Source organism: Nocardioides zeae (genome assembly GCF_010686755.1).
In the GTDB taxonomy this organism is placed as follows: Bacteria; Actinomycetota; Actinomycetes; order Propionibacteriales; family Nocardioidaceae; genus Nocardioides; species Nocardioides zeae.
Map to the genome: position 1 here is coordinate 69,334 of NZ_JAAGXA010000006.1, position 25,398 is coordinate 94,731.

The window sequence follows — 25,398 nt, forward strand, 5'->3', positions numbered from 1 at the left end:
TCACCGGTCGGGGTCCGGGGGCTCGGGCGGCGGGCGGTGGTCGGCGAGCGCGCCGGTGTTCGCCACCATCGCCGCCGCCGGCGGGAGCAGCGCGGCGACGACGCACATCGCGATGGCCAGCGGCGTCGACCAGTGCCGCACCACGAGGCCCGCCAGCACGAAGAGCGTGAGGCAGGCGCCCATCATCCACGCGTAGGCCCGCTTGCGGCCGTCGGTGATCGCCACGCCGCCACCGTACGCCCGGGGCCCGTCGACCCGCTCCCGACGGACCCCGGACCGTGACTCCCGCGAAACACGTTCGCAACGCTTGCGCTGTTCACTCCTCGTAGACAATGATTCACAGCAGTGAACAAGTGGAGGTTCCCGCCATGACCGATCTCGCGACCCTCGCGGAGAAGGCCGGCACGACGTTCATCCTGGCGCTCTTCGTCGACCTGAACGGCAAGCCGTGCGCCAAGCTCGTGCCCGTCGAGGCGGTGCAGCAGCTGCAGACCGAGGGCGTCGGCTTCGCTGGCTACGCCGTGGGCTCCATGGGCCAGGAGCCCAAGGACCCCGACCTCATGGTCCTCCCGGACCCCGCCAGCTTCACCCCGGTGCCCTTCATCAAGGAGGGCCTGGCGATCGTGCACTGCGACCCGCACGTCGGCGGCAAGCCGTGGCCGTTCGCGCCGCGCGTGATCCTCAAGTCGATGCTGGCCCGGCTGCAGGAGACGCAGGGCCTCGAGGCCTACGTCGGCGCGGAGGTCGAGTACTTCCTCCTGCGCCGCGAGGCCGACGGCACGCTCGTGACCGCCGACCCCGGGGACAACGCGGCCCGTCCCTGCTACGACGCCCGCGGCGTCACGCGGATGTACGAGCACCTCGCGGCCGTGTCCCGGGCGATGAACGAGCTGGGCTGGGGCAACTACGCCAACGACCACGAGGACGGCAACGGCCAGTTCGAGCAGAACTTCGAGTACGCCGACGCGCTCACCACCGCCGACCGCGTGGTGACGCTGCGCTACCTCATCTCCATGCTCGCCGAGGAGCGCGGCATGGTCGCGACCTTCATGCCGAAGCCGTTCTCCGACCGCACCGGCTCGGGCCTCCACCTCCACCTGTCCCTGTGGAAGGACGGCGAGTCCGCGTTCCCCGACGGCGACGACACGCGGGGGCTGGGGCTGAGCGGCACGGCGTACTCCTTCACCGCCGGCATCCTCGAGCACGCCTCCGCGCTGCAGGCCGTGCTCGGACCGAGCGTGAACTCCTACAAGCGCACCGGGGCGGTCGCCACGACGTCCGGCGCGAGCTGGGCGCCGAGCTTCCCGACCTACGGCGGCAACGACCGCACGCACTTCATCCGCATCCCCGACCACCACCGCGTCGAGCTCCGCGGCGGCGACGGGTCGGCGAACCCCTACCTGGCCATCGCGGCCACGATCGGTGCCGGCCTCGACGGCATCGAGCGCGACCTCGACCCCGGCACCGTCGGCGGCGACAACGGCACGGTGCGCCCGCCGCTGCCGCGCACGCTGATCCACGCCGTCGAGGCGCTCGAGGCCGACCCCGTCGTGGGTGCCGCCCTCGACGCGGCGAGCGACGGCGAGCACCGCGTCGCGGCGTACTTCGCCGAGGCCAAGCGCGCCGAGTTCTTCGCCTACCACTCCCGGGTCACGTCCTGGGAGATCGACCACTACCTCACGGCCTACTGACCGGCTCCTGACCGGCCCCTGAAGACTTCGGAGAAAGGACCCGCCCATGTGCGGCATCGTCGGGTTGCACCTGCGCAACCCCGCCCTCGCCCCCCGGCTCGGTGAGCTGCTCACCGGCATGCTCTGCGAGATGCAGGACCGGGGCGCCGACTCGGCCGGCATCGCCGTCTACGGCGACCCCCGCTGGTCCCCGGCCGGCCACGTGACCGTCTCGTTCGTGCCCGACGCGAGCTGCGTCGAGCTCACCTCCGGCCTCGCGGCGGAGGCCGTGGCCGGGGCACTCGCCACGGCGTACGGCGCGGACGTCGCCGTCGTCGACGCCGGCCCCACCCTGGTGGCGCACGTGCCCGGCGGCGACGCCGAGCTCGACCGGCTCCGCGGCGCCGTGAAGGAGGCCTTCCCCGAGGCGCTCGTCGCGGGCTTCGGCGCCGATGTCGCCGTGCTCAAGGGCGTCGGCCACCCGCGCGACCTGGCGGAGGCCTACGGGCTGCCCGCGGCGCAGGGCTGGCAGGGCGTCGGCCACACCCGCATGGCGACCGAGTCGGCCGTGACGCCGGGTGGCTGCCACCCCTACGCGGTGGGGCCCGACCAGTGCCTCGTGCACAACGGCTCGTTCTCCAACCACGCCTCGATCCGGCGCGACCTGGTCGCGGCCGGGGCGGAGTTCGACTCGATGAACGACACCGAGGTCGGCGCCCGCTTCGTCGCCGACCGGCTGGCCGCCGGCTACACGGTCGAGACGGCCCTCAAGGAGCTGCTCACCACGTTCGACGGCTTCTACACGCTGCTCGTCGCCGACGGCGACTCCTTCGCCGTCGTGCGCGACGCGATCGCGTGCAAGCCGGCCGTCATCGCCGAGCACGACGACTGGGTCGCGATGGCGTCGGAGTACCGCGCCCTCGTCGGCCTGCCCGGCATCGCCGAGGCCCGCATCTACGAGCCCGAGCCCGAGAGGATCTACGCATGGACGCGCTGAGCGCCACCACCGTCGAGCTGGACCTGGCGGCCGTGCCGCTGCGCACCGTCAACGCCCTGCTCCAGGGCCGCGAGGTCGCGGGCCACGACGCGCTCGAGGTCGACACCCCGGTCACGCTGACCAACCCCCGCGGGGCGCACGCCGTCGCGGTCGGGATGGACACGCCGCGGCAGGTCACCGTCGCGGGGCACGTGGGCTACTACGCCGCGGGCATGAACCAGCGCGCCGACGTCGTCATCGAGGGCAACGCCGGGGTCGGCGTCGCCGAGAACATGATGAGCGGCTCCGTGCTCGTCAAGGGCAACGCGTCGCAGTCGGCCGGGGCGACGGCCCACGGCGGCCTCCTCGTCGTCGAGGGCGACGCCGCCGCTCGCTGCGGCATCTCCATGAAGGGCGTCGACATCGTCGTGGGCGGGTCGATCGGCCACATGAGCGCCTTCATGGCGCAGGCCGGGCGCCTCGTCGTGCGCGGCGACGCCGGGGAGGCCCTCGGCGACTCGATCTACGAGGCGCGGATCTACGTGCGGGGCACGGTCGCGTCGCTCGGCGCGGACTGCGTCGCGAAGGAGATGCGCCCCGAGCACCTCGAGGAGCTGGCGACCCTGCTCAAGGCGGCCGGCTTCGAGGACGACGACCCCGCGTCGTACACGCGCTACGGCTCGGCCCGCACGCTCTACCACTTCCACGTCGACAACGCCGCGGCGTACTGAACCGGAGGCTCCCATGCACGACGACCTCACCCTCGCGCGGCGCGGCCTGCGCCCCTCGGCCACGTTCGACCCGGCGACCATCGCCGACATCCAGCGCGCGGCCACGACGGGCATCTACGACATCCGCGGCGGCGGCGCGAAGCGCGCGCTGCCGCACTTCGACGACCTGCTGTTCCTCGGCGCCTCGATGAGCCGCTACCCGCTGGAGGGCTACCGGGAGCGCTGCGGCACCGACGTGACGCTGGGGGCGCGCAACGCGCGCTACCCGCTCGAGCTGGCCATCCCCGTCACCGTCGCGGGCATGAGCTTCGGCGCCCTCTCGGGCCGCGCGAAGGAGGCGCTGGGCCGCGGCGCCAGCGAGGCCGGCACGTCGACGACGACCGGCGACGGCGGCATGACGCCGGAGGAGCGGGGGCAGAGCAAGCACCTCGTCTACCAGTACCTGCCGAGCCGCTACGGCATGAACCCCGACGACCTCCGCAAGGCCGACGCCATCGAGATCGTGCTCGGCCAGGGCGCGAAGCCCGGCGGCGGCGGCATGCTGCTGGGGCAGAAGATCTCGGAGCGCGTCGCGGGCATGCGCACGCTGCCGCAGGGCATCGACCAGCGCAGCGCCTGCCGCCACCCCGACTGGACCGGTCCCGACGACCTCACCATCAAGATCGCCGAGCTCCGCGAGATCACGGGCTGGGAGAAGCCGATCTACGTCAAGGTGGGTGCCTCGCGGCCCTACTACGACGTGAAGCTCGCCGTGCACGCCGGCGCCGACGTGGTCGTCGTCGACGGCATGCAGGGCGGCACGGCCGCGACGCAGGACGTGTTCATCGAGAACGTCGGCATCCCGACGCTCGCCGCGATCCCGCAGGCCGTCCAGGCGCTGCAGGAGCTGGGCGTGCACCGCAAGCCCGACGGGGTGCAGCTCATCGTGTCCGGCGGCATCCGCACCGGCGCCGACGTCGCGAAGGCGCTCGCGCTCGGCGCGGACGCGGTCGCGATCGGCACCGCGGCGCTCGTCGCGCTCGGTGACAACGACCCGCGCTGGGACGCCGAGTACCAGGCCATCGGCTCGGCCGCCGGCTACTACGACGACTACCAGGACGGACGGGACCCCGCCGGCATCTCGACGCAGGACGACGAGCTCGCCGCGCGCTTCGACCCGGTCGAGGGCGGCCGCCGCCTCGCCAACTACCTGCGGGTGCTGACGATGGAGGCGCAGACCATCGCGCGGGCCTGCGGCAAGGCGCACGTGACGCACCTCGAGCCCGAGGACCTCGTCGCCCTGACGGTCGAGGCGGCCGCCATGGCGCGCGTGCCGGTGGCCGGCACGGACTGGGTGCCCGGCCGCCCGGGTCCGTCGTTCTGACGGGGCCGAGACGCCTCGGGGTCGCCGACCTCGCCGGGATCCCGGCGGTGCCGTGGCGCAACGGCGCCGGCGTGACGCGGGAGCTCGCCGCGGATCCCGGCGGCGCGTGGCGCGTGAGCGTCGCCGCGATCGACGGCCCGGCGCCGTGGTCGGCCTTCCCGGGCGTGGACCGGGTCTCCTGCGTGGTCGCCGGCGAGGGCCTGGTGCTGACGGTCGACGGCGCCGAGCAGCCGGTACGCCGCGGCGAGGTGCTCGCCTACCGCGGGGAGTCCGTCGTGCTCGGTCGTCCGCTGGGCGGGCCGGTGCAGAACCTCAACCTGGTGCTGGCGCGGGGGAGGGCGACCGGCAGCATGCGGGTGGTGGACCTCGCGTCGGTCGAGCCCGGTGCGGACGACGTGCTCCTCTGGGCGCTGGGCGAGGAGCCGGGCAGTGCGGGACGCGCGGTGGTGGTGAGCGCCACCGCGCGGTGACGATGGACGAGGCAGGACGAGGAGGGAGCGTCGGTGACGACGTACGTGGTGGTGGGAGCGGGCCTGGCGGGCGCGGCGACGGCCTGGGAGCTGGCGCGGCGCGGGCACGGGGTGACGCTGGTCGAGCGCACGACGCCGGCCAACGAGCACGGGAGCTCGCACGGGTCGGCGCGGATCTTCCGCTACGGCTATCCCGACCCGTTCTACACCGGACTGGTGGTGCAGGCCCGGGAGGCGTGGGACGAGCTCGAGGCCCTCGCCGGGCAGCGGCTCATCACGCCGACGGGCTCGCTCGACCACGGGGCCGACCGGCGCCCCGACCACCTCGCGACGGTGATGGCCGGTGCGGGCGTGGAGCACGAGCTGATGAGCGCGGCCGCGGCCGCGGAGCGCTGGCCCGGGATCGCGTTCGACTCCGACGTGCTGTGGCACCCCGGCGCCGGGGTGATCGACGCGGAGTCGTCGGTGCTCGCCATGGCCCGGCTCGCCGCCGAGGCGGGGGCGACCGTGCTCACGGGCTGGCCCGTGGCGCGGATCGTGCCCGACGGGGCGGGTCACCGCGTCGTGTCGGAGGACGGCGCCGAGCTGCGCGCCGACCACGTCGTGGTCAGTGCGGGCGGGTGGCTGCCCGACCTGCTGCCGACGCTGCCCGAGGCGCTCGCCCGGCGCGTGCCGCGCCTCGAGGTGCGGAAGGAGCAGGCCTACCACTTCCCCTACGTCGACGACGGGTCCGGGCTGCCGGTCGACGGCTGGCCCACCTTCATCCACAAGATCCCCGAGATCCAGGTCTACGGCCTGCCGGGCGGGCGGGACGCGGGGTTCCGGGGCCAGAAGGTGGCGGAGTACAACGGCGGACCGGCCATCCCGTCCGCGGCCCACTCCGACGGGCGGATCGACCCGGCGAACCGCGAGCGGGTCGTGGCCTACGTGCGGCAGCACCTCCCGGGGCTCGTACCGGAGCCGTACGCCGAGACGACGTGCCTCTTCACCAACACCCCCGACGAGAACTTCGTCATCGACGGGGCCGACGGCATCACCGTCCTGTCGCCCTGCTCGGGCCACGGTGCGAAGTTCGCGCCGCTCCTCGGGCGCCTGGCCGCCGACGCGGCCACCGGCGCCGGCGAGGTCCCGCCGGCCTTCCGGCTGGCGGGGGTGGCCGCGTGAGCGCGGCCTCCGGTCCCGCCTCGGTCGCCGGGCTGCTCGGCGAGATCGCCGACGTCGGACGGGACGCGACCCGCGGCGGGTGGTCCCGGTTCGTCTACGCGGACGCCGAGCTGACGCTGCGCGAGTGGTTCGTCGAGCAGGCGCAACGGCGCTCGCTCGAGGTCGAGACCGACCGCAACGGCGCGATCTGGGCGTGGCGCCCGGGCACGGGACCGGGTGGTGGCGCCGGCTCGCCGCACGCGATCGTCACCGGCAGCCACCTCGACTCCGTGCCGGGCGGGGGAGCCTTCGACGGTCCGCTGGGCGTCGCCTCGGCGCTGGCCGCGGTCGACCTGCTCGATGCCCGGGGCGTGCGCACCGAGCGGCCCCTGGCCGTCGTGGCGTTCCCGGAGGAGGAGGGTGCACGGTTCGGCGTCGCCTGCCTCGGCTCGCGGCTGCTCGCCGGCGCGATCGACCCCGACCGGGCGCGCGGCCTGCGTGACGCCGACGGCCGCACGTTCGCGGAGGTCGCGGCCGGCGCGGGTCTCGACGTCGACCGGATCGGGCCCGACCCCGCCCGGCTCGCCGGGATCGACGCGTTCGTGGAGCTGCACGTGGAGCAGGGGCGCGGGTTGGTCGACCTCGGGCAGCCCGTCGCGATCGGCTCGTCCATCCTGGGCCACGGCCGGTGGCGCTTCTCCGTGACCGGCGAGGGCAACCACGCCGGCACGACGCGGATGCCCGACCGGCGCGACCCGATGGTGGTGGCCGCGGGGATCGTGCTCGCCGCCCGCGACGCCGCCGTGGCGCACGCCGAGGCCCGGGCGACGGTCGGCCGCGTCGTACCGGTGCCCGGGGGCACCAACGTCATCGCCTCCCGCGTCGACCTGTGGCTCGACGCGCGGCACCCCGACGACGCCGTGACGGCCGCCGTGGTGGCGGAGATCGAGCGGCAGGCGTCCCGCCTGGCCGAGGCCCAGGGGTGCGCGGTGACGCTGACGGAGGAGTCGTACGGCGGCACGGTCAGCTTCGACGCCGACCTGTCGGGCCGTCTGGCGCAGGTGCTGCCGGAGGCGCCGGTGCTCGACACCGGCGCGGGCCACGACGCCGGCGTGCTCGCCGCCGCGATCCCGACGGCCATGCTCTTCACCCGGAATCCCACGGGCGTGTCGCACTCACCGGAGGAGGCGTGCGAGGACGGCGACGCCGAGGCCGGCGCGGCGGCGCTCGCCGACGTGCTGGAGCGCCTGCTGCGGGAGCCGGTGGGCGTCTCCTAGGGTTCACGCGTGTCCACCGAGGAGAACGACGCCGCACTCCTGCGCAACCGGGCCGGTACGGCGCGGGAGCGACGCCCCGAGGACCCGCTCGAGGAGCTGGAGCTGGAGGAGGCGATCGCGCGCAACGTGCGGAGCCTGCGCACCCAGCAGGGCCTGTCCGTGGGCGAGACGGCCGAGAAGGTCGGCATCTCGAAGGCGATGCTGTCGAAGATCGAGAACGCCCAGACCTCGTGCAGCCTCTCGACGCTGGCGCGGCTGGCCGTCGGCCTCGACGTACCGGTCACCTCCCTCTTCCGTGGCGCCGACGCCGAGCGTCCGGCGGCGTTCGTCGCGGCCGGCACGGGCGCCCGGATCGTGCGGGCGGGCACGAAGGAGGGACACGAGTACGAGCTGCTGGGCTCCCTGCGCGGCGAGCACAAGCGCCTCGAGTGCCTCCACGTGACGCTCACGGAGAAGAGCGAGACCTACCCGCTCTTCCAGCACCCGGGCACCGAGTTCATCTTCATGCTCGAGGGCGTCATGGACTACTCGCACTCGCGCTCGGTCTACCGGCTGCACCCCGGCGACTCGCTCCAGATGGACGGCGAGGGCGCGCACGGCCCCGTCGAGCTCGTCGAGCTGCCCATCCGGTTCCTGTCGGTGATCGCGTTCCCGGAGGCTTCGTTGTGAGCCTGCCGGGGAAGGGAGGCGCGGTGAACATCGTGCGGTGGTGGGACCAGAGGCGGCGCAAGCAGCGGCAGCAGCAGCCGCGAGGGAAACGAGCCCGGCCCGGCAAGAAGAAGCGGGACTGCAGCCCCGACTGCGGCGACTGCTGCGACGCCGACTGCTTCTCGTTCCTGGCCCTGACGGTGCTGCTCCAGGCGCTCCTCGGGATGTTCCGCGCGAGCGCCGTCGACCCCCACACGGTGCGTCCGTCCACGGTGGGCGCGCGCCTGGCGTCGCGGGCGGTGCGGTCCTACCAGGTGAACGTCTCCGCCGGTCGGCCCGAGCCGGTGTGCAACCTGAGCCCGTCCTGCTCGCGCTACGGCCTTCAGGCGATCTCCGCCCACGGCCTCCTCGGCGGCGGCATCCGTGTCGTCCGCCGCCTCCGCGCCTGCCGCGCGGCCCGCCCCTGCTGATCCTGCGTCGAGCTCGGTCGTACGCCGCGGTTTGGGTGTCGAGTTGTCAGGGACGGCGTGGTGCGGGGTCGTCGAGTTGTCACGTACGCCGCGGCGACGTTGGGCCTGTGGATTCGCAGTGGCGGGGGTCGGTCGGCACAGGTAGAATCGCACATATGTTCGATCACCTTTCGCCTCGTGGGCTGTTGGATGCAGCCGCTGAGGCGGTGCGCGCCCGCCGCCTGGCGGAGGTGCGTGACCTGGAGGTGATCAGCGCCTGGGCGGCGGTCCACTCGGGCGAGTCGACCCGTCTGCGGAACCCGCTGGTGACTGTGGGTGGGGAGGGTACGCCGCGGGTGCAGGACCACGCGCTGGGCGAGATCGCGCTCGCGCGGAGCTCGGGTGTGGCGGCGACGATCAACGCCCTGGCCGACGTGCTGGACCTGCAGCACCGCCTGCCGTTGACGTGGGCGGTGGTGCGGGAGGGTGGCGCGGAGGTGTACGTCGCGCGGAAAGTCGCCCGGATGTCGCGGCACCTGCCGGGTGCGGTGGTCGGGGTCGTCGACGCTGCGGTGGCGCGGATGATCGCGACCGAGGCACCGGGTCGGGTGCTGACCGTGGCCGAGGGCAAGGTGATCGAGGCCGACCCTGCCCTGCACGAGCAGCACGTCGAGGAAGAGAAGCGGCGGCGTTACGTCGGGCTCGGCCGGAGCGACGAGTACGGGCTGCGGACGTTGATCGCCCGCCTCGATGCCGGGGATGCCGCGTGGGTGCAGGCCACCGTCACCCGGGTCGCGGAGATCATCACCCCGGGCCACCCCGACGCCACCGCCGATGAGGTCCGGGCCATCGCCCTGGGCTATCTCGCCCGTCCCGCCGAGCTCCTCGCCCTCCTCGTCGCGCATGAGGCCGCTGCCCCCGCTGGGACTGCCGAGCCGGTCACCGACGATGAACCCCTCGAGCCCTCACGGGCCACCGCGTTCCCGAGCGACCTCCTCGACCAGCTGCGCCGCACCGACCTGACCAAGCTGCGCCCGAAGACGGTCCTCTACGTCCACCTGCACGAGGCGACGTTGCTGGGCGCCCAGGGCGTCGCCCGTGTCGAAGACCTCGGACCCCGCACCCTCGGCGCCCTCCAACGACTGCTGGCCACCACGAACGTGACCGTCAAGCCGGTCATCGACCTGGCCGACGCCGTCCGCACCACCGCCTACGAACACCCCGAAGCCCTCAAGGAACGGGTGCACCTCATCACCGGCGGCGACTACTGGCCCTACGCCACCTCCACCAGCCGCCACGTCGACTACGACCACCCCACCCCCTTCGATCCCGGCAAGGCAGGACAACAGACCGGCACCCACAACTCCGGCCCCCTCGCCCGCCGCAACCACCGCTGGAAGACCCACGCCGGCTACCAAGCAAGACAGAGAGCACCCGGCCACTACGTCTGGCTCACCCCCCCCACGGCCTCGGCTTCACCACCGGCCCGAGCGGCACCCACCCCTGCTCCGAGATGGAGGCCCGCCTCCACCTCGCCTTCGCGGCCAGACCGCCTCTGGAACAATCCGACCCGTGAGCACCGAACCCCTCGTCCTCGGCATCGAGACCTCGTGCGACGAGACGGGCGTCGGGATCGTCCGCGGCACGACGCTGCTGGCCGACACCGTGGCGAGCAGCGTCGAGGAGCACGCGCGGTTCGGCGGCGTCGTCCCGGAGGTCGCCAGCCGCGCCCACCTCGAGGCGATGGTCCCGACGATCGAGCGCGCGTGCGCGACGGCGGGTATCCGCCCGAGCGACGTCGACGCCATCGCCGTGACGAGCGGCCCCGGCCTCGCGGGCGCGCTCCTGGTCGGCGTGGCGAGCGCCAAGGCGCTCGCCCTCGGGCTGGGGAAGCCGCTGTACGGCGTCAACCACCTCGCGGCCCACGTCGCCGTCGACCAGCTCGAGCACGGGCCGCTGCCCGAGCCGTGCATCGCCATGCTCGTCTCGGGCGGCCACTCGAGCCTGCTCAAGGTCACCGACCTGACCCTCGGCGTCGACCCGATGGGCGCCACCATCGACGACGCCGCGGGGGAGGCCTTCGACAAGGTCGCCCGGCTGCTCGGCCTGCCGTTCCCGGGTGGTCCGCACGTCGACCGCGCGGCACGCGACGGCGCGATCACCATCGACTTCCCCCGCGGCCTCACGACCCGCCGTGATCTCGAGCGCCACCGGTTCGACTTCTCGTTCTCGGGCCTCAAGACCGCGGTCGCCCGCTGGGTCGAGGCCCGTGAGCGCTCCGGCGAGCCCGTCTCCGTGCCCGACGTCGCCGCGAGCTTCCAGGAGGCCGTCTGCGACGTCCTCGTCCGCAAGGCGCTCGACGCCGCCACCGCGGAGGGGATCGAGGACCTCCTCCTGGGTGGCGGCGTCGCGGCCAACTCCCGCCTGCGGGCGATGGTGCTGGAGCGGGCCGAGCGCGTCGGCGTACGTGTCCGGATCCCGCGCCCCGGCCTGTGCACCGACAACGGCGCGATGGTCGCGGCGCTCGGCGCGGAGATGGTGGCCCGCGGGCGCACCCCCTCCGCGCTCGACCTGCCCGCCGACTCCTCCCAGCCCGTCACGAGCGTGCTGGTCTGAGGGAGCCGGCGGCCTGAGTCACCGGAGGGTGAAGGGCGTGTACCCAGTCTGCTGCGGGTCGTAGTCCACGATCGCGGAGGCGAGTTCCGCGCGGCCCGCGGCGACGTCGACCCGAACCAGGGCGTACCGAGCGGGCGTCTCCAGGTCGTCGCTCTTCTGCACGGCCACCACCAGGGACGTGGCCGACTCCCAAGCGCCGGCGTAGACCCGGTCGTCCGGCCCCGCGCCGGCGAGCGCTACGACGACGTCGCCGGTGGCGGGATCGATCACGGCGTCGACCTGCCCGTCGCCGACGACGGGCTCCTCGACCGGCCCGCGCAGAAGCAGCTGGCCATCCGGGCTGTACCTCCCGTAGCTGGCGGTGCACGTGGACGTCGACCACGCGAGCGCCTTGCCGTCCGGGCCGAACACGCCGCTGCATGCTTCGTCGCCCTGACCGACGGCGCCGGTCCGTCGCACGACGTCGCCGCCGGGCGACACGCCTTCGGTGGCGCGGTCGGCGACGGTCTCCGCCGTACCGTCGAATCCTGCGAGCAGGGTGCGGTCCTCGCCCATCGAGTCGGTCATGTTGACCAGCACGCCTGCGCTCGTGAAGCCGAGTGGCCGGGAGCTGGGCGCGAAGGTGTCGTTCACAGGGAGGTCGGTCCGGCCGAGCTCGGTTCCGTCGCGGCCGGCGGTCACCAGGGTCGCGGCCACCGGGCTCGGGAGGTCTGCGAGCGGGTCGAGGTCGTACTCGACCCATGCGACCCGGCCGGTCGCAGCGTCCACCGCCAGCGCGTCACTGACCGTGCGGCCGTCCACGGAGGGACCGCTCACCTCCTCGACGAGCGAGCCTTGGGAGTCGAGACGGTAGAGGGTGAACGCACCCACCTCGACGTCCGCGACCGTGGCCAACCACCCGTCGCTGACGGGTACTACGGCGCCGAGCTGCGCCCCGCTGCCCCCGGGAAGGTCCCAGGTGACCCCCGGCGCCAGGTGCAGGACACCCCCGAGGGCGTACGGTGCCCGGGACGAGGAGCCCTCGGCGAGGTCATCCAGGTCGAGGGTCAGGGTGCCCCCCCGCTCGACGGGGATATCGGCGCTCGCCGTACCACTCGTCGCCGGGTCGACCGACCGGTCGCTGGATCCTCCGCCGAGCAGCCCCAACGGCGCGACGACGGCGAGCACGACGGCGGCGGCTCCCGCCCCCACCAGGGCGGTGCGCGTGCGCCGGATCCGGCGGGCGCGGCCGCGTACGGCGTCGAGGTCGAGCCGCGGCGTACCGGCGTCCCCGGCGTGCTCGCGCAGGGTGCGGGTGAGCGCCTCGTCCAGGTCGTTCGTCATCGCTGCTCCTCTCGGAGGTGGGAGGGGGTCCGGTCGCGCAAGGCCGCGAGGGCGCGGCTGGCCTGCGACTTCACGGTCCCCGGGGAGATCCCGAGGGTGGTGGCGATCTCGGCCTCGCTGAGGCCCTCGTAGTAGCGCAGCACGATCACCGCACGCTGCTTGCGGGGCAGGGTCTGCACGAAGTCCCACAGCCGCCCGGCGGTGCCGTCGTCGTAGTCGTCGCGGTGCTGCACGGTGTCGGGCACCTCGTCGGTGCTGGACTCGCGCTTCTTCCACGCGCGCCGCCACAGCGAGTTGTGCTCGTTGACGAGGATCCGTCGCGCGTAGCCGTCGAGCGACGTCTGCGCCTCGACCTTGTCCCACGCGAGGTACAGCTTCGCGAGCGTGGTCTGCACGAGGTCCTCGGCGGTGTGCCGGTCGCCGCAGAGCAGGTACGCGGTGCGCAGCAGGCTCGCCTGGCGCACCGCCATGTAGTCCGCGAACTCGTCGTCGCGGCTGCGTCGCCGGGGCGTCGTCAACGTCGCTCCTGGGGTCGTCATCTCTCACCTCCATCCTTCCGCGACCAAGACGCGAGCGTCCTCGGATCGGTTGCATCGGGGACAATGGTTCGGGTCAGGTCCACGAGCTCCAGGAGAGGGAGTCCCACATGCACGAGGTCAAGGCAGTCGTCGCGAAGTCGGTCGGGGAGCCGGTGAGCCTGGAGACGATCCTGGTGCCGGACCCGGGGCCGGGCGAGGCGCTGGTGAAGGTGCAGGCGTGCGGGGTGTGCCACACCGACCTGCACTACCGCGAGGGTGGGATCAACGACGAGTTCCCGTTCCTGCTCGGCCACGAGGCCGCGGGTGTGGTCGAGGCCGTCGGCGAGGACGTCACGACGGTCGCCCCGGGCGACTTCGTGGTGCTGAACTGGCGCGCGGTGTGCGGGGAGTGCCGTGCGTGCGACCGCGGGGAGCCGCAGTACTGCTTCAACACCCACAACGCGACGCAGAGGATGACGCTGGCGGACGGTACGCCGCTGTCCCCGGCCCTGGGTATCGGCGCGTTCGCCGAGAAGACGCTGGTGGCGGCGGGCCAGTGCACGAAGGTCGACCCGGAGGCCCGTCCGGCAGCGGTGGGCCTGCTGGGCTGCGGCGTGATGGCCGGGATCGGCGCGGCGATCAACACCGGGAACGTGTCCCGCGGCGACGTCGTCGCCGTCATCGGGTGCGGTGGCGTCGGGGTGGCGGCGATCGCGGGCGCAGCCCTGGCGGGTGCCGGCACGATCATCGCGGTCGACATCGACGACAAGAAGCTCGAGGGCGCGAAGAAGCTGGGCGCGACCCACACGGTGAACTCGAAGGAGACCGACCCGGTCGAGGCGATCAAGGCGATCGCGGGCGCAGCCGCGGGCCACGAGGGCGCGGACGGCGCGGACGTGGTGATCGAGGCCGTGGGTCGCCCGGAGACGTGGAAGCAGGCGTTCTACGCCCGCGACCTGGCCGGCACGGTGGTCCTCGTCGGTGTCCCCACGCCCGACATGAAGGTCCCGGAGATCCCGCTGATCGACGTGTTCGGTCGGGGCGGGTCGCTGAAGTCGTCGTGGTACGGCGACTGCCTGCCGAACCGCGACTTCCCGATGCTGGTCGACCTCTACCGGCAGGGGCGTCTGGACCTGGACGCGTTCGTGACCGAGGAGATCGGCATCGAGGACGTGGAGGCCGCCTTCGCGAAGATGCACCACGGCGAGGTCCTGCGCAGCGTGGTGGTCCTCTGATGGCGAGCACCCACCACGCGGCGGGAGGAGCGCGCGTCGACCACGGCGTCGTCGCGGGCACGTTCAGCCTCGACGGGGAGACGTTCGACGTCGACAACAACATCTGGGTCGTCGGCGACGACGCCGAGGTGGTGGTCATCGACGCCCCGCACGACGTCGACGCCATCCTCGGGATCGTGGGGGACCGCAGGGTCAAGGCCATCGTGTGCACCCACGCCCACGACGACCACGTGCGGGTGGCGCCCGAGCTGCGCAAGCGCACGAGCGCGCCGATCCTGCTGCACCCCGACGACCGGCCGCTGTGGGAGCTCACGCACCCCGACGAGCTGTGGGACGTCGACCTGTCCGACGGCCAGGAGATCGCGGTGGGCGGCACGACCCTCACCGTGCTCCACACCCCCGGTCACGCCCCGGGTGCGGTCTGCCTCCACGCCCCCGAGCTGGGCGTCGTCTTCACCGGCGACACGCTCTTCAACGGCGGCCCGGGTGCGACCGGCCGGTCCTACTCCGACCGTCCGACCATCGAGGCCTCGATCAAGGCGCGGCTCTTCGCCCTGCCCGAGGACACGGTCGTCCACACCGGGCACGGTGACGACACGACCATCGCCGCGGAGAGGGCCAACCTCACCTGACCGAGCGCTCGGTCCGTCGCCCGTCTATGGTGGGCGACGTGACCGAGCGCTGCCGGAGAGCGCCCGCCCCCGAGAAGCACAGGAGCTCCCCATGCCCGAAGCCGTCATCGTCTCCACCGCCCGTTCGCCCATCGGCCGCGCCGGCAAGGGGTCGCTCAAGGACATGCGTCCCGACGACCTGGCGCTCCAGATGGTCGAGGCCGCCCTCGCGAAGGTGCCGGAGCTCGACCGCCGCGACATCGTCGACCTCGCCCTCGGTGTCGGGCAGCCGGCGGGCGAGTCGGGCAACAACCTGGCGCGCGCCGTGGCCGTGCTGGGCGGGATGGACCACGTCCCGGGCGTGACCGTCAACCGCTACTGCTCGTCGAGCCTGCAGACGACCCGCATGGCGTTCCACGCCATCAAGGCCGGCGAGGGCGACGTCTTCCTCTCCGCCGGCGTGGAGACCGTCAGCCGGTTCGGCCGCGGCTTCGCCGACGACCCGGCCGCCCAGAACCCCGCCTTCGGCGAGGCCGTCCGCCGCACCGAGGCCCGCGCGGCCGGCGGGGCGGACACGTGGCGCGACCCGCGCGAGGACGGCGCGCTGCCGGACCTCTACATCGCGATGGGCCAGACCGCGGAGAACGTGGCGCAGAAGCTCGGCATGAGCCGCGAGGAGCAGGACCGCTTCGGCGTCCGCAGCCAGAACCTCACCGAGGAGGCCATCGCGAGCGGCTTCTGGGCGACCGACATCACCCCGGTCACGCTGCCCGACGGCACGGTCGTCTCGACCGACGACGGTCCGCGGGCGGGCACGACGTACGAGGCCGTGAGCCAGCTCAAGCCGGTCTTCCGGCCCGACGGCACGGTAACCGCAGGCAACGCCTGCCCCCTCAACGACGGCGCTGCGGCCGTGGTCGTCATGAGCGACACGAAGGCGAAGGAGCTGGGCCTGACCCCGCTGGCGCGCATCGTCTCCACCGCCGTCACGGGTCTGTCGCCCGAGATCATGGGCCTCGGCCCGGTCGAGGCGATCCCGGCCGCGCTGCGCAACGCCGGCATGGGCCTGGGCGACATCGACCTGTTCGAGATCAACGAGGCGTTCGCCGTGCAGGCCCTCGGCTCGGCGCAGCAGATCGGGATCGACGTCGACAAGCTCAACGTCAACGGCGGCGCGATCGCCGTCGGTCACCCCTTCGGCATGACCGGCGCGCGCATCACGAGCACCCTCATCAACTCGCTGCGGTGGCACGACAAGCAGTTCGGCGTCGAGTCGATGTGCGTCGGCGGCGGCCAGGGCATGGCGATGGTCGTCGAGCGCCTGTCCTGACCCGACCGGCCGGGGTCAGAGGGGGCGCACGAGCAGCGCCGTACCCTCCCCGGCCACCCGGGTGAGCACCACCGTCGCCTCGGCGTCGCCCCGGAGCGCCAGCCGCTTGCGCAGCTGCTCCGGGACGACGTCGACGCCGCGCTTCTTGATGGTGAGGCGCCCGACGCCGCGCTCGCGGAGGGCGGCGCGCAGCGCCTTCTCGCGGTAGGGCAGCTCCTCGACCACCTCGTACGTCGCGGCGAACGGCGTGCGGAACCCGGCGTCCGAGGTGACGTAGGCGATGTGCTCGTCGAGCAGGCCCCCGTCGACCGCCCCGGCGACGGCGGTGACGAGGCCGGCGCGGATCACGGCGCCGTCGGGCTCGTAGAGGTAGCGGCCGACGCCGCGGACGGGGCGCTCGCCGCCGTCGTGGGGATCGTCCTCCTCGGTCAGGGTGGCGAGACCCTCGGCCCGGAGCACGGTGGCGCGGCGTCGGCTGACGGCGAGGTGGGGCGACCAGAGCACGGCCTCCTTGACCTCGCCGCGGTCGCTGACCCACTCCGCCTCGACGCCGTCGGGGACGAGGTCGTGGGGGAGGCCCGGCGCGAGCTTCGCGACCGCGGGGCGGCCCGTCAGGAGCCCGGCGACGAAGTCCCACGACGGCACCCACGCGTCGGCGTCGAAGACGCGGCCGCGTCCGTCGCGCCGGGCCGGGTCGACGAGGGCGACGCCGAACCCGCCGAGCGGCAGCGTGGTCGCGTCGGCGACGGTGACGGCCCCCTCGAGCCCGAGCGCGGCCAGGTTGGCCTCCGCGATCGCGACGCGCAGCGGGTCGACGTCGACGCCGGCCGCGACGACGCCCGCGCGGGCCAGGGCCGTGAGGTCGCCGCCGATGCCGCAGCCGAGGTCGACGACGGAGGAGGGCTGGGCGGCGGCGAGGCGCGCGGCCCGGTGGTCCGCCACCCGTCGTCGGGTGGCCTGCTCGAGCCCGTCCGGGGTGAAGAACATCCGCAGCGCGTCCTCGCCGAACTTCGCGACCCCCCGCACGCGGAGCCCGACCTGGGTCAGCGCGGCGGCGGAGCGCTCGGGGTCCGGCTCCGTGCGCCGCACCGTGGCCGCCGCCCGCACCGGGTCGCCGTCGGCGTCGGCGTACGCCCGCGCGGCCACGTCCAGCAGCGTGCGCCCGTCGTGCGTCAGCAGCCACCGGAAGGTCTCGAGGTCCACGACGTCCATCCTCCCAGACACTTCTGGCACTCGTTCCGGTGGAGTGCTAACGTCGTCGCTGGCACTCTCCGGGTGAGTGTGCCAATCGTCGACGACGACGGCGCGACCCCCGCGACGGCGCGCTCGAAGCCGGCGACGACCAACGCCCCGCCGGGCGGCGACCGCCGTCCGGCATTCGGATCCGCACGGAAAGTGGAGGTCGACATCGTGTCGGTCAACATCAAGCCCCTCGAGGACCGCATCGTCGTCAAGCCGCTCGACGCCGAGCAGACCACGGCGTCCGGTCTCGTCATCCCCGACACCGCGAAGGAGAAGCCCCAGGAGGGCGAGGTCCTCGCGGTGGGCCCCGGGCGCTGGAACGAGGACGGCGACGAGCGCATCCCGCTCGACATCGCGGTCGGTGACAAGGTCATCTACAGCAAGTACGGCGGCACCGAGGTCAAGGTCGCGGGCCAGGAGTACCTGATCCTCTCGGGTCGCGACGTCCTCGCGATCGTCTCCTGACCCTCGAGTGATCCTCGAGCCGTGCGCCCCGTGAGCCCGCCCCCGGCGGACTGCTCCGGGGCGCACGGCTCGCGCCGTACCCACCACCCGCAGCATCTCTGAGGAGAGACATGCCCAAGATCCTTGAGTTCGACGAGAACGCCCGTCGCTCGCTCGAGCGCGGCGTCGACGCGCTCGCGAACACCGTCAAGGTGACGCTCGGCCCCAAGGGCCGCTACGTCGTCCTCGACAAGAAGTGGGGCGCCCCGACCATCACGAACGACGGCGTGACCGTCGCGCGTGAGGTCGAGCTGGACGACCCGTTCGAGAACCTCGGTGCCCAGCTCACCAAGGAGGTCGCGACCAAGACCAACGACGTCGCCGGTGACGGCACGACGACCGCGACCGTGCTGGCCCAGGCCCTGGTGCACGAGGGCCTCCGCGCCGTCGCCGCCGGCGCCAACCCGCTCGGCCTCAAGCGCGGCCTCGACCTGGCCGCCGCGGCCGTCGGCGACGCCCTGCGCGACGCCGCCCGCGAGGTCGACAACAAGGAGGACGTGGCCAGCGTCGGCACGATCTCCTCGCGCGACGCGCACATCGGCGCCCTGCTCGCCGACGCCTTCGACAAGGTCGGCAAGGACGGGGTCATCACCGTCGAGGAGTCCAACACGCTCGGCACCGACCTCGAGTTCACCGAGGGCATGCAGTTCGACAAGGGCTTCATCTCGCAGTACTTCGTCACCGACTCGGAGGGCCGCGAGGCCGTCCTCGACGACCCCTACATCCTCCTGCACCAGGGGAAGATCTCGGCCGTCGCCGAGCTGCTCCCGCTGCTCGAGAAGGTCATCGCCGCGGGCAAGTCGCTCTTCATCATCGCCGAGGACCTCGAGGGCGAGGCGCTCTCCACCCTCGTCGTCAACAAGATCCGCGGCACCTTCACCGCCGTCGCCGTCAAGGCGCCCGCGTTCGGTGACCGCCGCAAGGCGATCCTCCAGGACATCGCGGTGCTGACCGGCGCCCAGGTGGTCGCCCCCGAGGTCGGGCTCAAGCTCGACCAGGTCGGCCTCGAGGTGCTCGGCCAGGCCCGCCGCGTCGTGGTGACGAAGGACAACACCACGATCGTCGACGGTGCCGGCGACGCCTCGGCCGTCGAGGGCCGCGTCAACCAGATCAAGGCGGAGATCGAGAACACCGACTCCGACTGGGACCGCGAGAAGCTCCAGGAGCGCCTCGCCAAGCTGGCCGGCGGCGTCGTCGTCATCAAGGTCGGCGCGGCCACCGAGGTCGAGCTCAAGGAGAAGAAGCACCGCATCGAGGACGCCGTCTCCGCGACGCGCGCCGCGATCGAGGAGGGCATCGTCCCCGGCGGTGGCTCCGCGATCATCCACGCCGCCGCGGCGCTCGAGGGCGACCTCGGCCTCACCGGCGACGAGGCGATCGGCGTGCGCATCGTGCGCAAGGCCGTCGACGAGCCGCTCCGCTGGATCGCCGAGAACGGCGGCGAGCAGGGCTACGTCGTGGTCTCCAAGGTGCGCGAGCTCGGCGTGGGCAACGGCTACAACGCCGCCACGGGCGAGTACGGCGACCTGGTCGCCCAGGGCGTCCTCGACCCCGTCAAGGTGACGCGCTCCGCGCTGGTCAACGCCGTCTCCATCGCGGGCCTGCTGCTGACGACCGAGACCCTGGTCGTCGACAAGCCCGAGGAGGAGGAGCCGGCCGCCGCCGGTCACGGTCACGGCCACGGCCACTGATCGACCAGCTCCACCCGCTCCACCCGGAGCAGCTCGCCGCCCCCGGTTCCCTCGTGGAACCGGGGGCGGCGTGCGTTGTTGCACCGCTGAAACACGCCTGCCCCGACCGCGCAACACGGGCGGCGCACCGTCGGACCCATGCTGTGGCGCGTGCGCACGACCCTTCCCGACCGCCCGGGCACGCTCGCGGTGCTCGCCGCCGAGTGCGGCGCCGCGGGCGTCAACATCCTCGCCCTCCAGGTCTTCCCGGGGGTCGAGGCCGTCACCGACGAGCTCGTCGTGCGCACCCCGGAGGGGTGGACCCTCGAGCGGCTCACCGGCCTGCTGGAGGGCGCCGGCGGGACCAGCGTCGTCGGCACCCCGTGCACCGAGGCGGCCCTGGTCGACCAGCCCGCGCGCTACGTGCAGGCGGCGCGGGCGGTGATCGCGCGGCCCTCCCGCTTCCCGGAGGTCGTCGCCCAGCTCTTCGACGCCGAGCCCGGCGACGCCGCGGTGGGCGACGTGATGGAGATGACGGTCGGTGACGTCCAGGTGCAGGTACGTCGCCGCGCCGCCTTCACCGCCACCGAGCACGCCCGGGGGGCGGCCATGGCCGAGCTCGTCTCCGAGGTGCTGGCCCGCACGCCGACGGTGCTCGGCTCCAGCGCCCGCCGCATGGGGGGCGGGGCCACGCCGACCTTCGAGCTGGTGGACCGCACGGTGCAGGCCAGCGTGCAGGGCGTCGTGGTGGGACTGGCCACGCTGCGGCCCGCGGAGCCGGGCGTGGAGCCCGGCCTGCACCCGGTCGACCTCGAGGTCGACCCGACCTGGCAGCGCCGGGGGATCGGCACGCGCCTGCTCTCCGACGTCGCCCGGCTGGCCGCCGGCGAGGGTGCCCAGGACATCCTGCTGACCACCCGCGCGGACAACCAGGCGGTCCTCCCGCTGGTGCTGGCGGCGGGCCTGCGGGGTCGGATCCGCATGTCGGGGGACGCCCTCACCGTTCGCATCCCGGTGCGGGAGCTGAGGCCGCTGCCGCGGGCCTAGACTGGCCCGCATGAGCGCCACCCCCGGAGTCCCCGACAAGTTCGCCGCCCTCGGTCTGACGTACGACGACGTGCTGCTCCTGCCGGGCTACTCCGACCTGGCGCCCGACGAGATCGACACGACGTCGCGGCTCACGCGCGAGATCTCCCTCAAGGCGCCGCTCATCTCGGCGGCGATGGACACGGTGACCGAGTCGCGCATGGCGATCGCGATGGCCCGCCAGGGCGGCATCGGCATCCTGCACCGCAACCTGTCGGTGGCCGACCAGGCCTACCAGGTGGACCTGGTGAAGCGCACGCAGACGGGCATCATCTCCAACCCCGTCACGATCGGCCCCGACGCGACCCTGGAGGACCTCGACCGCATCTGCGGGGAGTACCGGGTCTCCGGCCTGCCGGTCGTCGACGGCGCCGACACCCTGCTCGGCATCATCACCAACCGCGACCTCCGCTTCACCCCGGTCGCCGAGTGGGCGACCACGAAGGTCGACGAGGTGATGACGCCGATGCCGCTCATCACGGGCGACGTGGGCATCAGCCGCGAGGACGCCACCGCGCTGCTGCGCAAGCACAAGCGGGAGCGCCTCCCGCTCGTCGACGCCGACGGCAAGCTCGGCGGCCTCATCACCGTCAAGGACTTCGTGAAGTCCGAGCAGTTCCCCGACGCCTCGTACGACGCGGACGGCCGCCTCCTCGTGGGTGCGGCGATCGGCTACTTCGGCGACGCGTGGGAGCGCGCCACGACGCTCATCGAGGCGGGCGTCGACGTGCTCGTGGCCGACACGGCCCACGGCCACGTGCGCCTGCTGCTCGACATGGTGCGGCGGCTCAAGTCCGACCCGGCGACGAAGCACGTGCAGCTCATCGGCGGCAACGTGGCCACGCGCGAGGGGGCCCAGGCCTTCGTCGACGCCGGCGCGGACGCGGTCAAGGTCGGGTTCGGTCCCGGCTCGATCTGCACCACGCGCGTCGTCACGGGCGCCGGTGTGCCGCAGGTGACGGCCGTCCACGAGGCGTCCCTGGCCTGCCAGCCGGCCGGCGTCCCCGTGATCGCCGACGGCGGCCTGCAGCAGTCGGGCGACATCGCGAAGGCGCTCGTCGCCGGTGCCGAGTCCGTCATGATCGGTTCGCTCCTCGCGGGCTGCGAGGAGTCGCCGGGCGAGCTGGTCTTCGTCAACGGCAAGCAGTACAAGGCGTACCGCGGCATGGGCTCCCTCGGTGCCATGAGCAGCCGGGGCAAGAAGTCGTACTCGAAGGACCGGTACTTCCAGGCCGAGGTCACCAGCGACGACAAGATCGTCCCCGAGGGCGTCGAGGGCCAGGTGGCCTACCGCGGCCCGCTGGCCGCCGTGGCGCACCAGCTCATCGGCGGGCTCAGCCAGTCGATGTTCTACATCGGCGCGCGGACCGTCCCCGAGCTGCAGGAGAAGGGCCGGTTCGTCCGGATCACCTCGGCCTCGCTCAAGGAGAGCCACCCCCACGACATCCAGATGGTGGCCGAGGCGCCGAACTACCAGTCGCGCTGAGACCGGCTGGGGAGAACTCCTCGCTCTGGGCGCGGGCCGCGCTAGCCTGAGCGTTCGAGTCCGAGGTGCAGGAGGGTGCTGTGGGCGTTGCTCTCGAGTCGCTCGAGATCGCGGGCTTCACGTCTATCGGCCGCGCCCGCCTCGACCTGACGAGCGACGTCACCCTGCTGGTCGGTGGCAACGGTTCGGGCAAGAGCAACCTCGTGGCTGCGTTCGAGATGCTGGGCCGTGTCGTCGACCGTCAGCTCAACCGCCACCTCGTGCAGAACGGCGGGTTCGACAGGTTCCTCCACCGAAGCCCTTCCGGAGGGGCAGCCGAACGCATCGAGCTGACCGCCTGGGGCGAGGGAAGTCTGGCGAACGGCTACCGAGCGCAGCTTTTCCCGACGTCGGGAGACCGTGGCGCCGTGGAGGAGTGGACCTACTTCCACGATCGATCCAACTTCCCCCGACCCCACTCCGTGCACCTAGGGGTCTCGGCGGAGAGCATGCTGGCCGATGTCGCCGAGACGAGGCCGCGCGAGCGGTTCGTCCTCGACCTGCTGGCGGGGTGCCGTGTCTTCCATTTCGATGACACGTCGTCGGATGCCGCCCCCAAGAAGACGGTCGACATCGCCGATTCGCTCACGCTGCACCCCGATGCTCGCAACCTTGCCGCCGTGCTGCTCGCGATGCGTGACGAGGACGCAGCGTGCTACCGCCGGATCGTCCGGGCCGTTCGGTCGGTGGCGCCGTTCTTCGACGACTTCGTGCTGGTGCCCCGCAACGGTCACGTCCAGCTGCGCTGGAGCGAGCAGGGAGTTGACGGCGCATTCTCGGCCGACGCGCTGAGCGACGGCACCCTGCGCTTCATCTGCCTGGCGACGTTGTTGTTGCAGCCCAGCGCGCCGGCGACCATCGTGCTGGACGAGCCCGAGCTCGGGCTCCACCCGTTCGCCATCCACCAGCTCGCCGGACTGCTCCGAGCCGCCGCCAGTTCTCGCAAGATCGTGGCGGCGACGCAGAGCGTCACATTGCTGGAGCAGTTCACCGTGGAGGAGGTCGCGGTCGTCGAGCGCGGCGACGACGGGACGACGGTGTCCCGGCCGGATGCGAGCCGTCTCCGGGCCTGGCTCGACGACTACACCCTCGGTGAGCTGTGGGAGAAGAACGTGCTGGGAGGCCGACCGGGCTCGACGCCCCGTTCCGAGGACGGATGAGACAGGTCGCCGTCGTCGTCGAAGGCCAGACGGAGGAAGCCTTCGTCAAACAGGTCTTGGCCCCGCACCTGCTCGGACGGGGAGTCGTGGTGGTTCCTGTCGTGGTGGCGACGTCCCGTGCCGCCAGCGGAGCGAAACACAAGGGCGGTGGTGCGTGGCAGCACTACCGGAAGGATCTCCTTCGCCTCCTCGCCGAGCCTCACTGGAGCACGGTCACCACGATGATCGACTTCTACGCCTATCCCGCGGATGGCCCCGAGGTTCCGGCTGACGTCGGGACGGAGCCCCGGGCTCGTTGCGCGAGCCTGTGCGCGGCGATGGCTGACGACATCGACCACCGGCGGTTTCTTCCGTTCGTGGTGCTCCACGAGTTCGAGATGCTGGTGTTCGCCGCTGCCGTGGGGCGGGCCACCGTGCTCGGTGACGTGGAGGTGGCAGCTGCTCTGCAGGCCGTCGTCGCGGCGTACGGCGGCGACGTCGAACTGATCGACGACGGGCCGAGCACGGCACCGTCGAAGCGACTCGCGGCACTGTGGCCCGGCTACCAGAAGATCACGGATGGTGTACCTGCGCTCGAGGAGGTCGGTCTGCCTGCCGTGCTGGCACACTGCCGCTCGTTCGCGGCCTGGGTGGACCAGCTGTGACGACGCACCTGAGGTTCGGGCGCGGCCCAGGCCCCGTGCCGGTGCCACTTCGACTCTGCCTGGCTGCGGTGGGAGACTGCTCCTCGTGACCGAGATCGAGATCGGCCGCGCCAAGCGCGCCCGCCGGGCCTACTCCTTCGACGACATCGCCATCGTGCCGTCGCGGCGCACGCGCGACCCGGAGGAGGTCAGCGTCGCCTGGCAGATCGACGCCTACCGCTTCGAGATCCCCGTCGTGGCGGCGCCGATGGACTCCGTGATGAGCCCGGAGACGGCGATCGCGCTGGGTCGCGCCGGCGGTCTCGGCGTGCTCGACCTCGAGGGCCTGTGGACCCGGTACGAGGACCCGACGACGCTGCTCGCCGAGGTGGCCGGCCTGCAGGGCGTGGCCGCGACGGCTCGCCTGCAGGAGATCTACACCGAGCCCGTGAAGGCGGAGCTCATCACCGAGCGGCTGCGCCAGATGCGCGACGCCGGCGTGACGGTGGCGGGCTCGCTGTCCCCGCAGCGCACGCGGGAGCACGCGAAGACGGTGGTCGACGCGGGCGTCGACATGTTCGTCATCCGCGGCACGACGGTCAGCGCGGAGCACGTCTCCAGCCAGGCGGAGCCGCTGAACCTCAAGGAGTTCATCTACGAGCTCGACGTCCCGGTCATCGTGGGCGGCTGCGCGACCTACCAGGCGGCGCTCCACCTCATGCGCACCGGTGCGGCGGGCGTGCTCGTCGGCTTCGGCGGCGGCGCGGCCCACACGACCCGCACGGTGCTCGGCCTCGCCGTGCCCATGGCGAGCGCCGTGGCGGACGTCGCGGCGGCCCGTCGTGACTACCTGGACGAGTCCGGGGGCCGCTACGTCCACGTCATCGCCGACGGCTCGATCGGCACGTCGGGCGACCTCGCGAAGGCGATCGCCTGCGGCGCCGACGCGGTCATGGTCGGCTCGCCCTTCGCCCGCGCCTCCGAGGCGCCGGGCCACGGCTTCCACTGGGGCGCCGAGGCGTGGCACGCGGAGCTGCCGCGCGGCCAGCGGGTCGGCTTCGACACCGTCGGGTCGCTCGACGAGATCCTCTTCGGGCCCTCGCGGGTCGCGGACGGCACGATGAACCTGGTCGGCGCGCTGCGTCGGGCGATGGCCACGACGGGCTACACGGAGCTCAAGGAGTTCCAGCGCGTCGAGGTCGTCGTGCAGTGACCCGGCGTTGAGCAC

Annotated in this window: 25 protein-coding genes; 20 read left to right on the forward strand and 5 right to left on the reverse strand. The window is 73.0% G+C overall.

Annotated elements, in window-relative coordinates:
- Complete coding sequence (locus G3T38_RS22215) at window positions 1-225, reverse strand: DUF3099 domain-containing protein (RefSeq protein ID WP_338037577.1); 225 nt, start codon at window positions 223-225, stop codon at window positions 1-3.
- Window positions 226-368: 143 nt separating this feature from the next.
- Between G3T38_RS22215 and glnT the strand changes: the two genes are divergently transcribed.
- The 9 genes from glnT to yidD are packed head-to-tail and all read left to right on the forward strand — an operon-like array spanning window position 369 to window position 8,748.
- On the forward strand, window positions 369-1,691 hold the full coding sequence (glnT, locus tag G3T38_RS09950; protein ID WP_163772153.1) for a type III glutamate--ammonia ligase: 1,323 nt from the start codon (window positions 369-371) through the stop codon (window positions 1,689-1,691).
- A 46-nt stretch (window positions 1,692-1,737) separates the two neighbouring features.
- The gene (locus G3T38_RS09955; protein ID WP_163772154.1) at window positions 1,738-2,667 is read left to right on the forward strand and encodes a class II glutamine amidotransferase domain-containing protein; all 930 of its coding nucleotides are present in this window, start codon (window positions 1,738-1,740) and stop codon (window positions 2,665-2,667) included.
- On the forward strand, window positions 2,655-3,377 hold the full coding sequence (locus tag G3T38_RS09960; protein WP_163772155.1) for a protein glxC: 723 nt from the start codon (window positions 2,655-2,657) through the stop codon (window positions 3,375-3,377). The genes G3T38_RS09955 and G3T38_RS09960 overlap by 13 nt, the downstream gene beginning before the upstream one ends.
- A gap of 13 nt (window positions 3,378-3,390) precedes the next feature.
- Complete coding sequence (locus G3T38_RS09965; RefSeq protein ID WP_163772156.1) at window positions 3,391-4,740, forward strand: FMN-binding glutamate synthase family protein; 1,350 nt, start codon at window positions 3,391-3,393, stop codon at window positions 4,738-4,740.
- 47 nt (window positions 4,741-4,787) lie between these two features.
- The gene (locus tag G3T38_RS09970) at window positions 4,788-5,210 is read left to right on the forward strand and encodes a HutD family protein (RefSeq protein ID WP_163772157.1); all 423 of its coding nucleotides are present in this window, start codon (window positions 4,788-4,790) and stop codon (window positions 5,208-5,210) included.
- Window positions 5,211-5,243: 33 nt separating this feature from the next.
- Window positions 5,244-6,374 carry an FAD-dependent oxidoreductase gene (locus G3T38_RS21185; protein ID WP_338037578.1) on the forward strand — a complete coding sequence of 377 codons (1,131 nt, stop codon included), beginning with the start codon at window positions 5,244-5,246 and terminating at the stop codon, window positions 6,372-6,374.
- Window positions 6,371-7,630 carry an allantoate amidohydrolase gene (locus tag G3T38_RS21190; protein ID WP_338037579.1) on the forward strand — a complete coding sequence of 420 codons (1,260 nt, stop codon included), beginning with the start codon at window positions 6,371-6,373 and terminating at the stop codon, window positions 7,628-7,630. Before G3T38_RS21185 ends, G3T38_RS21190 begins: the two co-directional genes overlap by 4 nt.
- Window positions 7,631-7,639: 9 nt before the next feature.
- Window positions 7,640-8,299: a helix-turn-helix domain-containing protein gene (locus G3T38_RS09980; RefSeq protein WP_163772158.1), complete on the forward strand. Its 660-nt coding sequence runs from the start codon at window positions 7,640-7,642 to the stop codon at window positions 8,297-8,299.
- 23 nt (window positions 8,300-8,322) lie between these two features.
- Window positions 8,323-8,748 carry a membrane protein insertion efficiency factor YidD gene (yidD, locus tag G3T38_RS22620; RefSeq protein WP_163772159.1) on the forward strand — a complete coding sequence of 142 codons (426 nt, stop codon included), beginning with the start codon at window positions 8,323-8,325 and terminating at the stop codon, window positions 8,746-8,748.
- 944 nt (window positions 8,749-9,692) lie between these two features.
- On the opposite strand, the gene G3T38_RS09990 is transcribed toward yidD, so the two are convergent.
- The gene (locus G3T38_RS09990; RefSeq protein ID WP_163772160.1) at window positions 9,693-10,040 is read right to left on the reverse strand and encodes a hypothetical protein; all 348 of its coding nucleotides are present in this window, start codon (window positions 10,038-10,040) and stop codon (window positions 9,693-9,695) included.
- A 259-nt stretch (window positions 10,041-10,299) separates the two neighbouring features.
- On the opposite strand from G3T38_RS09990, the gene tsaD reads away from it, so the two are divergent.
- Window positions 10,300-11,343, forward strand: a complete 1,044-nt coding sequence (gene tsaD, locus G3T38_RS09995; protein ID WP_163772161.1) for a tRNA (adenosine(37)-N6)-threonylcarbamoyltransferase complex transferase subunit TsaD — start codon at window positions 10,300-10,302, stop codon at window positions 11,341-11,343.
- A gap of 18 nt (window positions 11,344-11,361) precedes the next feature.
- Here tsaD and G3T38_RS10000 read toward each other — a convergent pair whose 3' ends face one another.
- Together G3T38_RS10000 and G3T38_RS10005 are read right to left on the reverse strand one after the other, a co-directional pair.
- Entirely contained in the window at window positions 11,362-12,666 is a 1,305-nt protein-coding gene (locus G3T38_RS10000; RefSeq protein ID WP_163772162.1) for a hypothetical protein, read from the reverse strand.
- Window positions 12,663-13,205, reverse strand: a complete 543-nt coding sequence (locus tag G3T38_RS10005; RefSeq protein ID WP_163772163.1) for a SigE family RNA polymerase sigma factor — start codon at window positions 13,203-13,205, stop codon at window positions 12,663-12,665. Before G3T38_RS10005 ends, G3T38_RS10000 begins: the two co-directional genes overlap by 4 nt.
- A gap of 107 nt (window positions 13,206-13,312) precedes the next feature.
- Between G3T38_RS10005 and G3T38_RS10010 the strand changes: the two genes are divergently transcribed.
- From G3T38_RS10010 to G3T38_RS10020, 3 genes are all read left to right on the forward strand, one after another.
- The gene (locus G3T38_RS10010) at window positions 13,313-14,419 is read left to right on the forward strand and encodes an S-(hydroxymethyl)mycothiol dehydrogenase (protein ID WP_163772164.1); all 1,107 of its coding nucleotides are present in this window, start codon (window positions 13,313-13,315) and stop codon (window positions 14,417-14,419) included.
- The gene (locus G3T38_RS10015; RefSeq protein ID WP_163772165.1) at window positions 14,419-15,051 is read left to right on the forward strand and encodes an MBL fold metallo-hydrolase; all 633 of its coding nucleotides are present in this window, start codon (window positions 14,419-14,421) and stop codon (window positions 15,049-15,051) included. Before G3T38_RS10010 ends, G3T38_RS10015 begins: the two co-directional genes overlap by 1 nt.
- Window positions 15,052-15,142: 91 nt before the next feature.
- Window positions 15,143-16,360: an acetyl-CoA C-acetyltransferase gene (locus G3T38_RS10020; protein WP_163772166.1), complete on the forward strand. Its 1,218-nt coding sequence runs from the start codon at window positions 15,143-15,145 to the stop codon at window positions 16,358-16,360.
- Between the two features lie 15 nt (window positions 16,361-16,375).
- Here G3T38_RS10020 and G3T38_RS10025 read toward each other — a convergent pair whose 3' ends face one another.
- A complete protein-coding gene (locus G3T38_RS10025; RefSeq protein WP_174267841.1) occupies window positions 16,376-17,572 on the reverse strand; it encodes a THUMP-like domain-containing protein in 1,197 nt (398 codons plus the stop codon).
- A 198-nt stretch (window positions 17,573-17,770) separates the two neighbouring features.
- Here G3T38_RS10025 and groES point away from each other — a divergent pair, with 198 nt between their 5' ends.
- The 7 genes from groES (at window position 17,771) to G3T38_RS10060 (ending at window position 25,383) form a co-directional block, all read left to right on the forward strand.
- Window positions 17,771-18,067 (forward strand): co-chaperone GroES, encoded by a 297-nt coding sequence (gene groES / locus G3T38_RS10030; protein ID WP_163772339.1) that lies wholly within the window; start codon window positions 17,771-17,773, stop codon window positions 18,065-18,067.
- Between the two features lie 110 nt (window positions 18,068-18,177).
- Window positions 18,178-19,797, forward strand: coding sequence for a chaperonin GroEL (gene groL, locus G3T38_RS10035; protein ID WP_163772168.1), 1,620 nt, complete (start codon window positions 18,178-18,180; stop codon window positions 19,795-19,797).
- A gap of 150 nt (window positions 19,798-19,947) precedes the next feature.
- Entirely contained in the window at window positions 19,948-20,823 is an 876-nt protein-coding gene (locus G3T38_RS10040) for a GNAT family N-acetyltransferase (RefSeq protein ID WP_338037580.1), read from the forward strand.
- A 10-nt stretch (window positions 20,824-20,833) separates the two neighbouring features.
- Window positions 20,834-22,348 (forward strand): IMP dehydrogenase, encoded by a 1,515-nt coding sequence (guaB, locus tag G3T38_RS10045; protein ID WP_163772170.1) that lies wholly within the window; start codon window positions 20,834-20,836, stop codon window positions 22,346-22,348.
- An 80-nt stretch (window positions 22,349-22,428) separates the two neighbouring features.
- Entirely contained in the window at window positions 22,429-23,547 is a 1,119-nt protein-coding gene (locus G3T38_RS22625; RefSeq protein WP_163772171.1) for an AAA family ATPase, read from the forward strand.
- Window positions 23,544-24,191, forward strand: a complete 648-nt coding sequence (locus G3T38_RS10055; protein WP_163772172.1) for a DUF4276 family protein — start codon at window positions 23,544-23,546, stop codon at window positions 24,189-24,191. The genes G3T38_RS22625 and G3T38_RS10055 overlap by 4 nt, the downstream gene beginning before the upstream one ends.
- An 85-nt stretch (window positions 24,192-24,276) precedes the next feature.
- Window positions 24,277-25,383 (forward strand): GuaB3 family IMP dehydrogenase-related protein, encoded by a 1,107-nt coding sequence (locus G3T38_RS10060; RefSeq protein ID WP_163772173.1) that lies wholly within the window; start codon window positions 24,277-24,279, stop codon window positions 25,381-25,383.
- The last annotated feature ends 15 nt before the right edge of the window (window positions 25,384-25,398 follow it).

What these genes read in the sequence shown, in the direction of transcription:
- groL (WP_163772168.1), top strand. Translation starts at nt 18,178, where the DNA reads ATGCCCAAGATCCTTGAGTTCGACGAGAACGCCCGTCGCTCGCTCGAG.
- glnT (WP_163772153.1), top strand. Translation starts at nt 369, where the DNA reads ATGACCGATCTCGCGACCCTCGCGGAGAAGGCCGGCACGACGTTCATC.
- G3T38_RS10010 (WP_163772164.1), top strand. Translation starts at nt 13,313, where the DNA reads ATGCACGAGGTCAAGGCAGTCGTCGCGAAGTCGGTCGGGGAGCCGGTG.
- guaB (WP_163772170.1), top strand. Translation starts at nt 20,834, where the DNA reads ATGAGCGCCACCCCCGGAGTCCCCGACAAGTTCGCCGCCCTCGGTCTG.
- G3T38_RS10015 (WP_163772165.1), top strand. Translation starts at nt 14,419, where the DNA reads ATGGCGAGCACCCACCACGCGGCGGGAGGAGCGCGCGTCGACCACGGC.
- G3T38_RS09955 (WP_163772154.1), top strand. Translation starts at nt 1,738, where the DNA reads ATGTGCGGCATCGTCGGGTTGCACCTGCGCAACCCCGCCCTCGCCCCC.
- G3T38_RS10055 (WP_163772172.1), top strand. Translation starts at nt 23,544, where the DNA reads ATGAGACAGGTCGCCGTCGTCGTCGAAGGCCAGACGGAGGAAGCCTTC.
- G3T38_RS09960 (WP_163772155.1), top strand. Translation starts at nt 2,655, where the DNA reads ATGGACGCGCTGAGCGCCACCACCGTCGAGCTGGACCTGGCGGCCGTG.
- G3T38_RS10000 (WP_163772162.1), bottom strand. Translation starts at nt 12,666, where the DNA reads ATGACGAACGACCTGGACGAGGCGCTCACCCGCACCCTGCGCGAGCAC.
- G3T38_RS09965 (WP_163772156.1), top strand. Translation starts at nt 3,391, where the DNA reads ATGCACGACGACCTCACCCTCGCGCGGCGCGGCCTGCGCCCCTCGGCC.
- G3T38_RS10020 (WP_163772166.1), top strand. Translation starts at nt 15,143, where the DNA reads ATGCCCGAAGCCGTCATCGTCTCCACCGCCCGTTCGCCCATCGGCCGC.
- G3T38_RS10025 (WP_174267841.1), bottom strand. Translation starts at nt 17,572, where the DNA reads ATGGACGTCGTGGACCTCGAGACCTTCCGGTGGCTGCTGACGCACGAC.
- G3T38_RS10005 (WP_163772163.1), bottom strand. Translation starts at nt 13,205, where the DNA reads ATGACGACCCCAGGAGCGACGTTGACGACGCCCCGGCGACGCAGCCGC.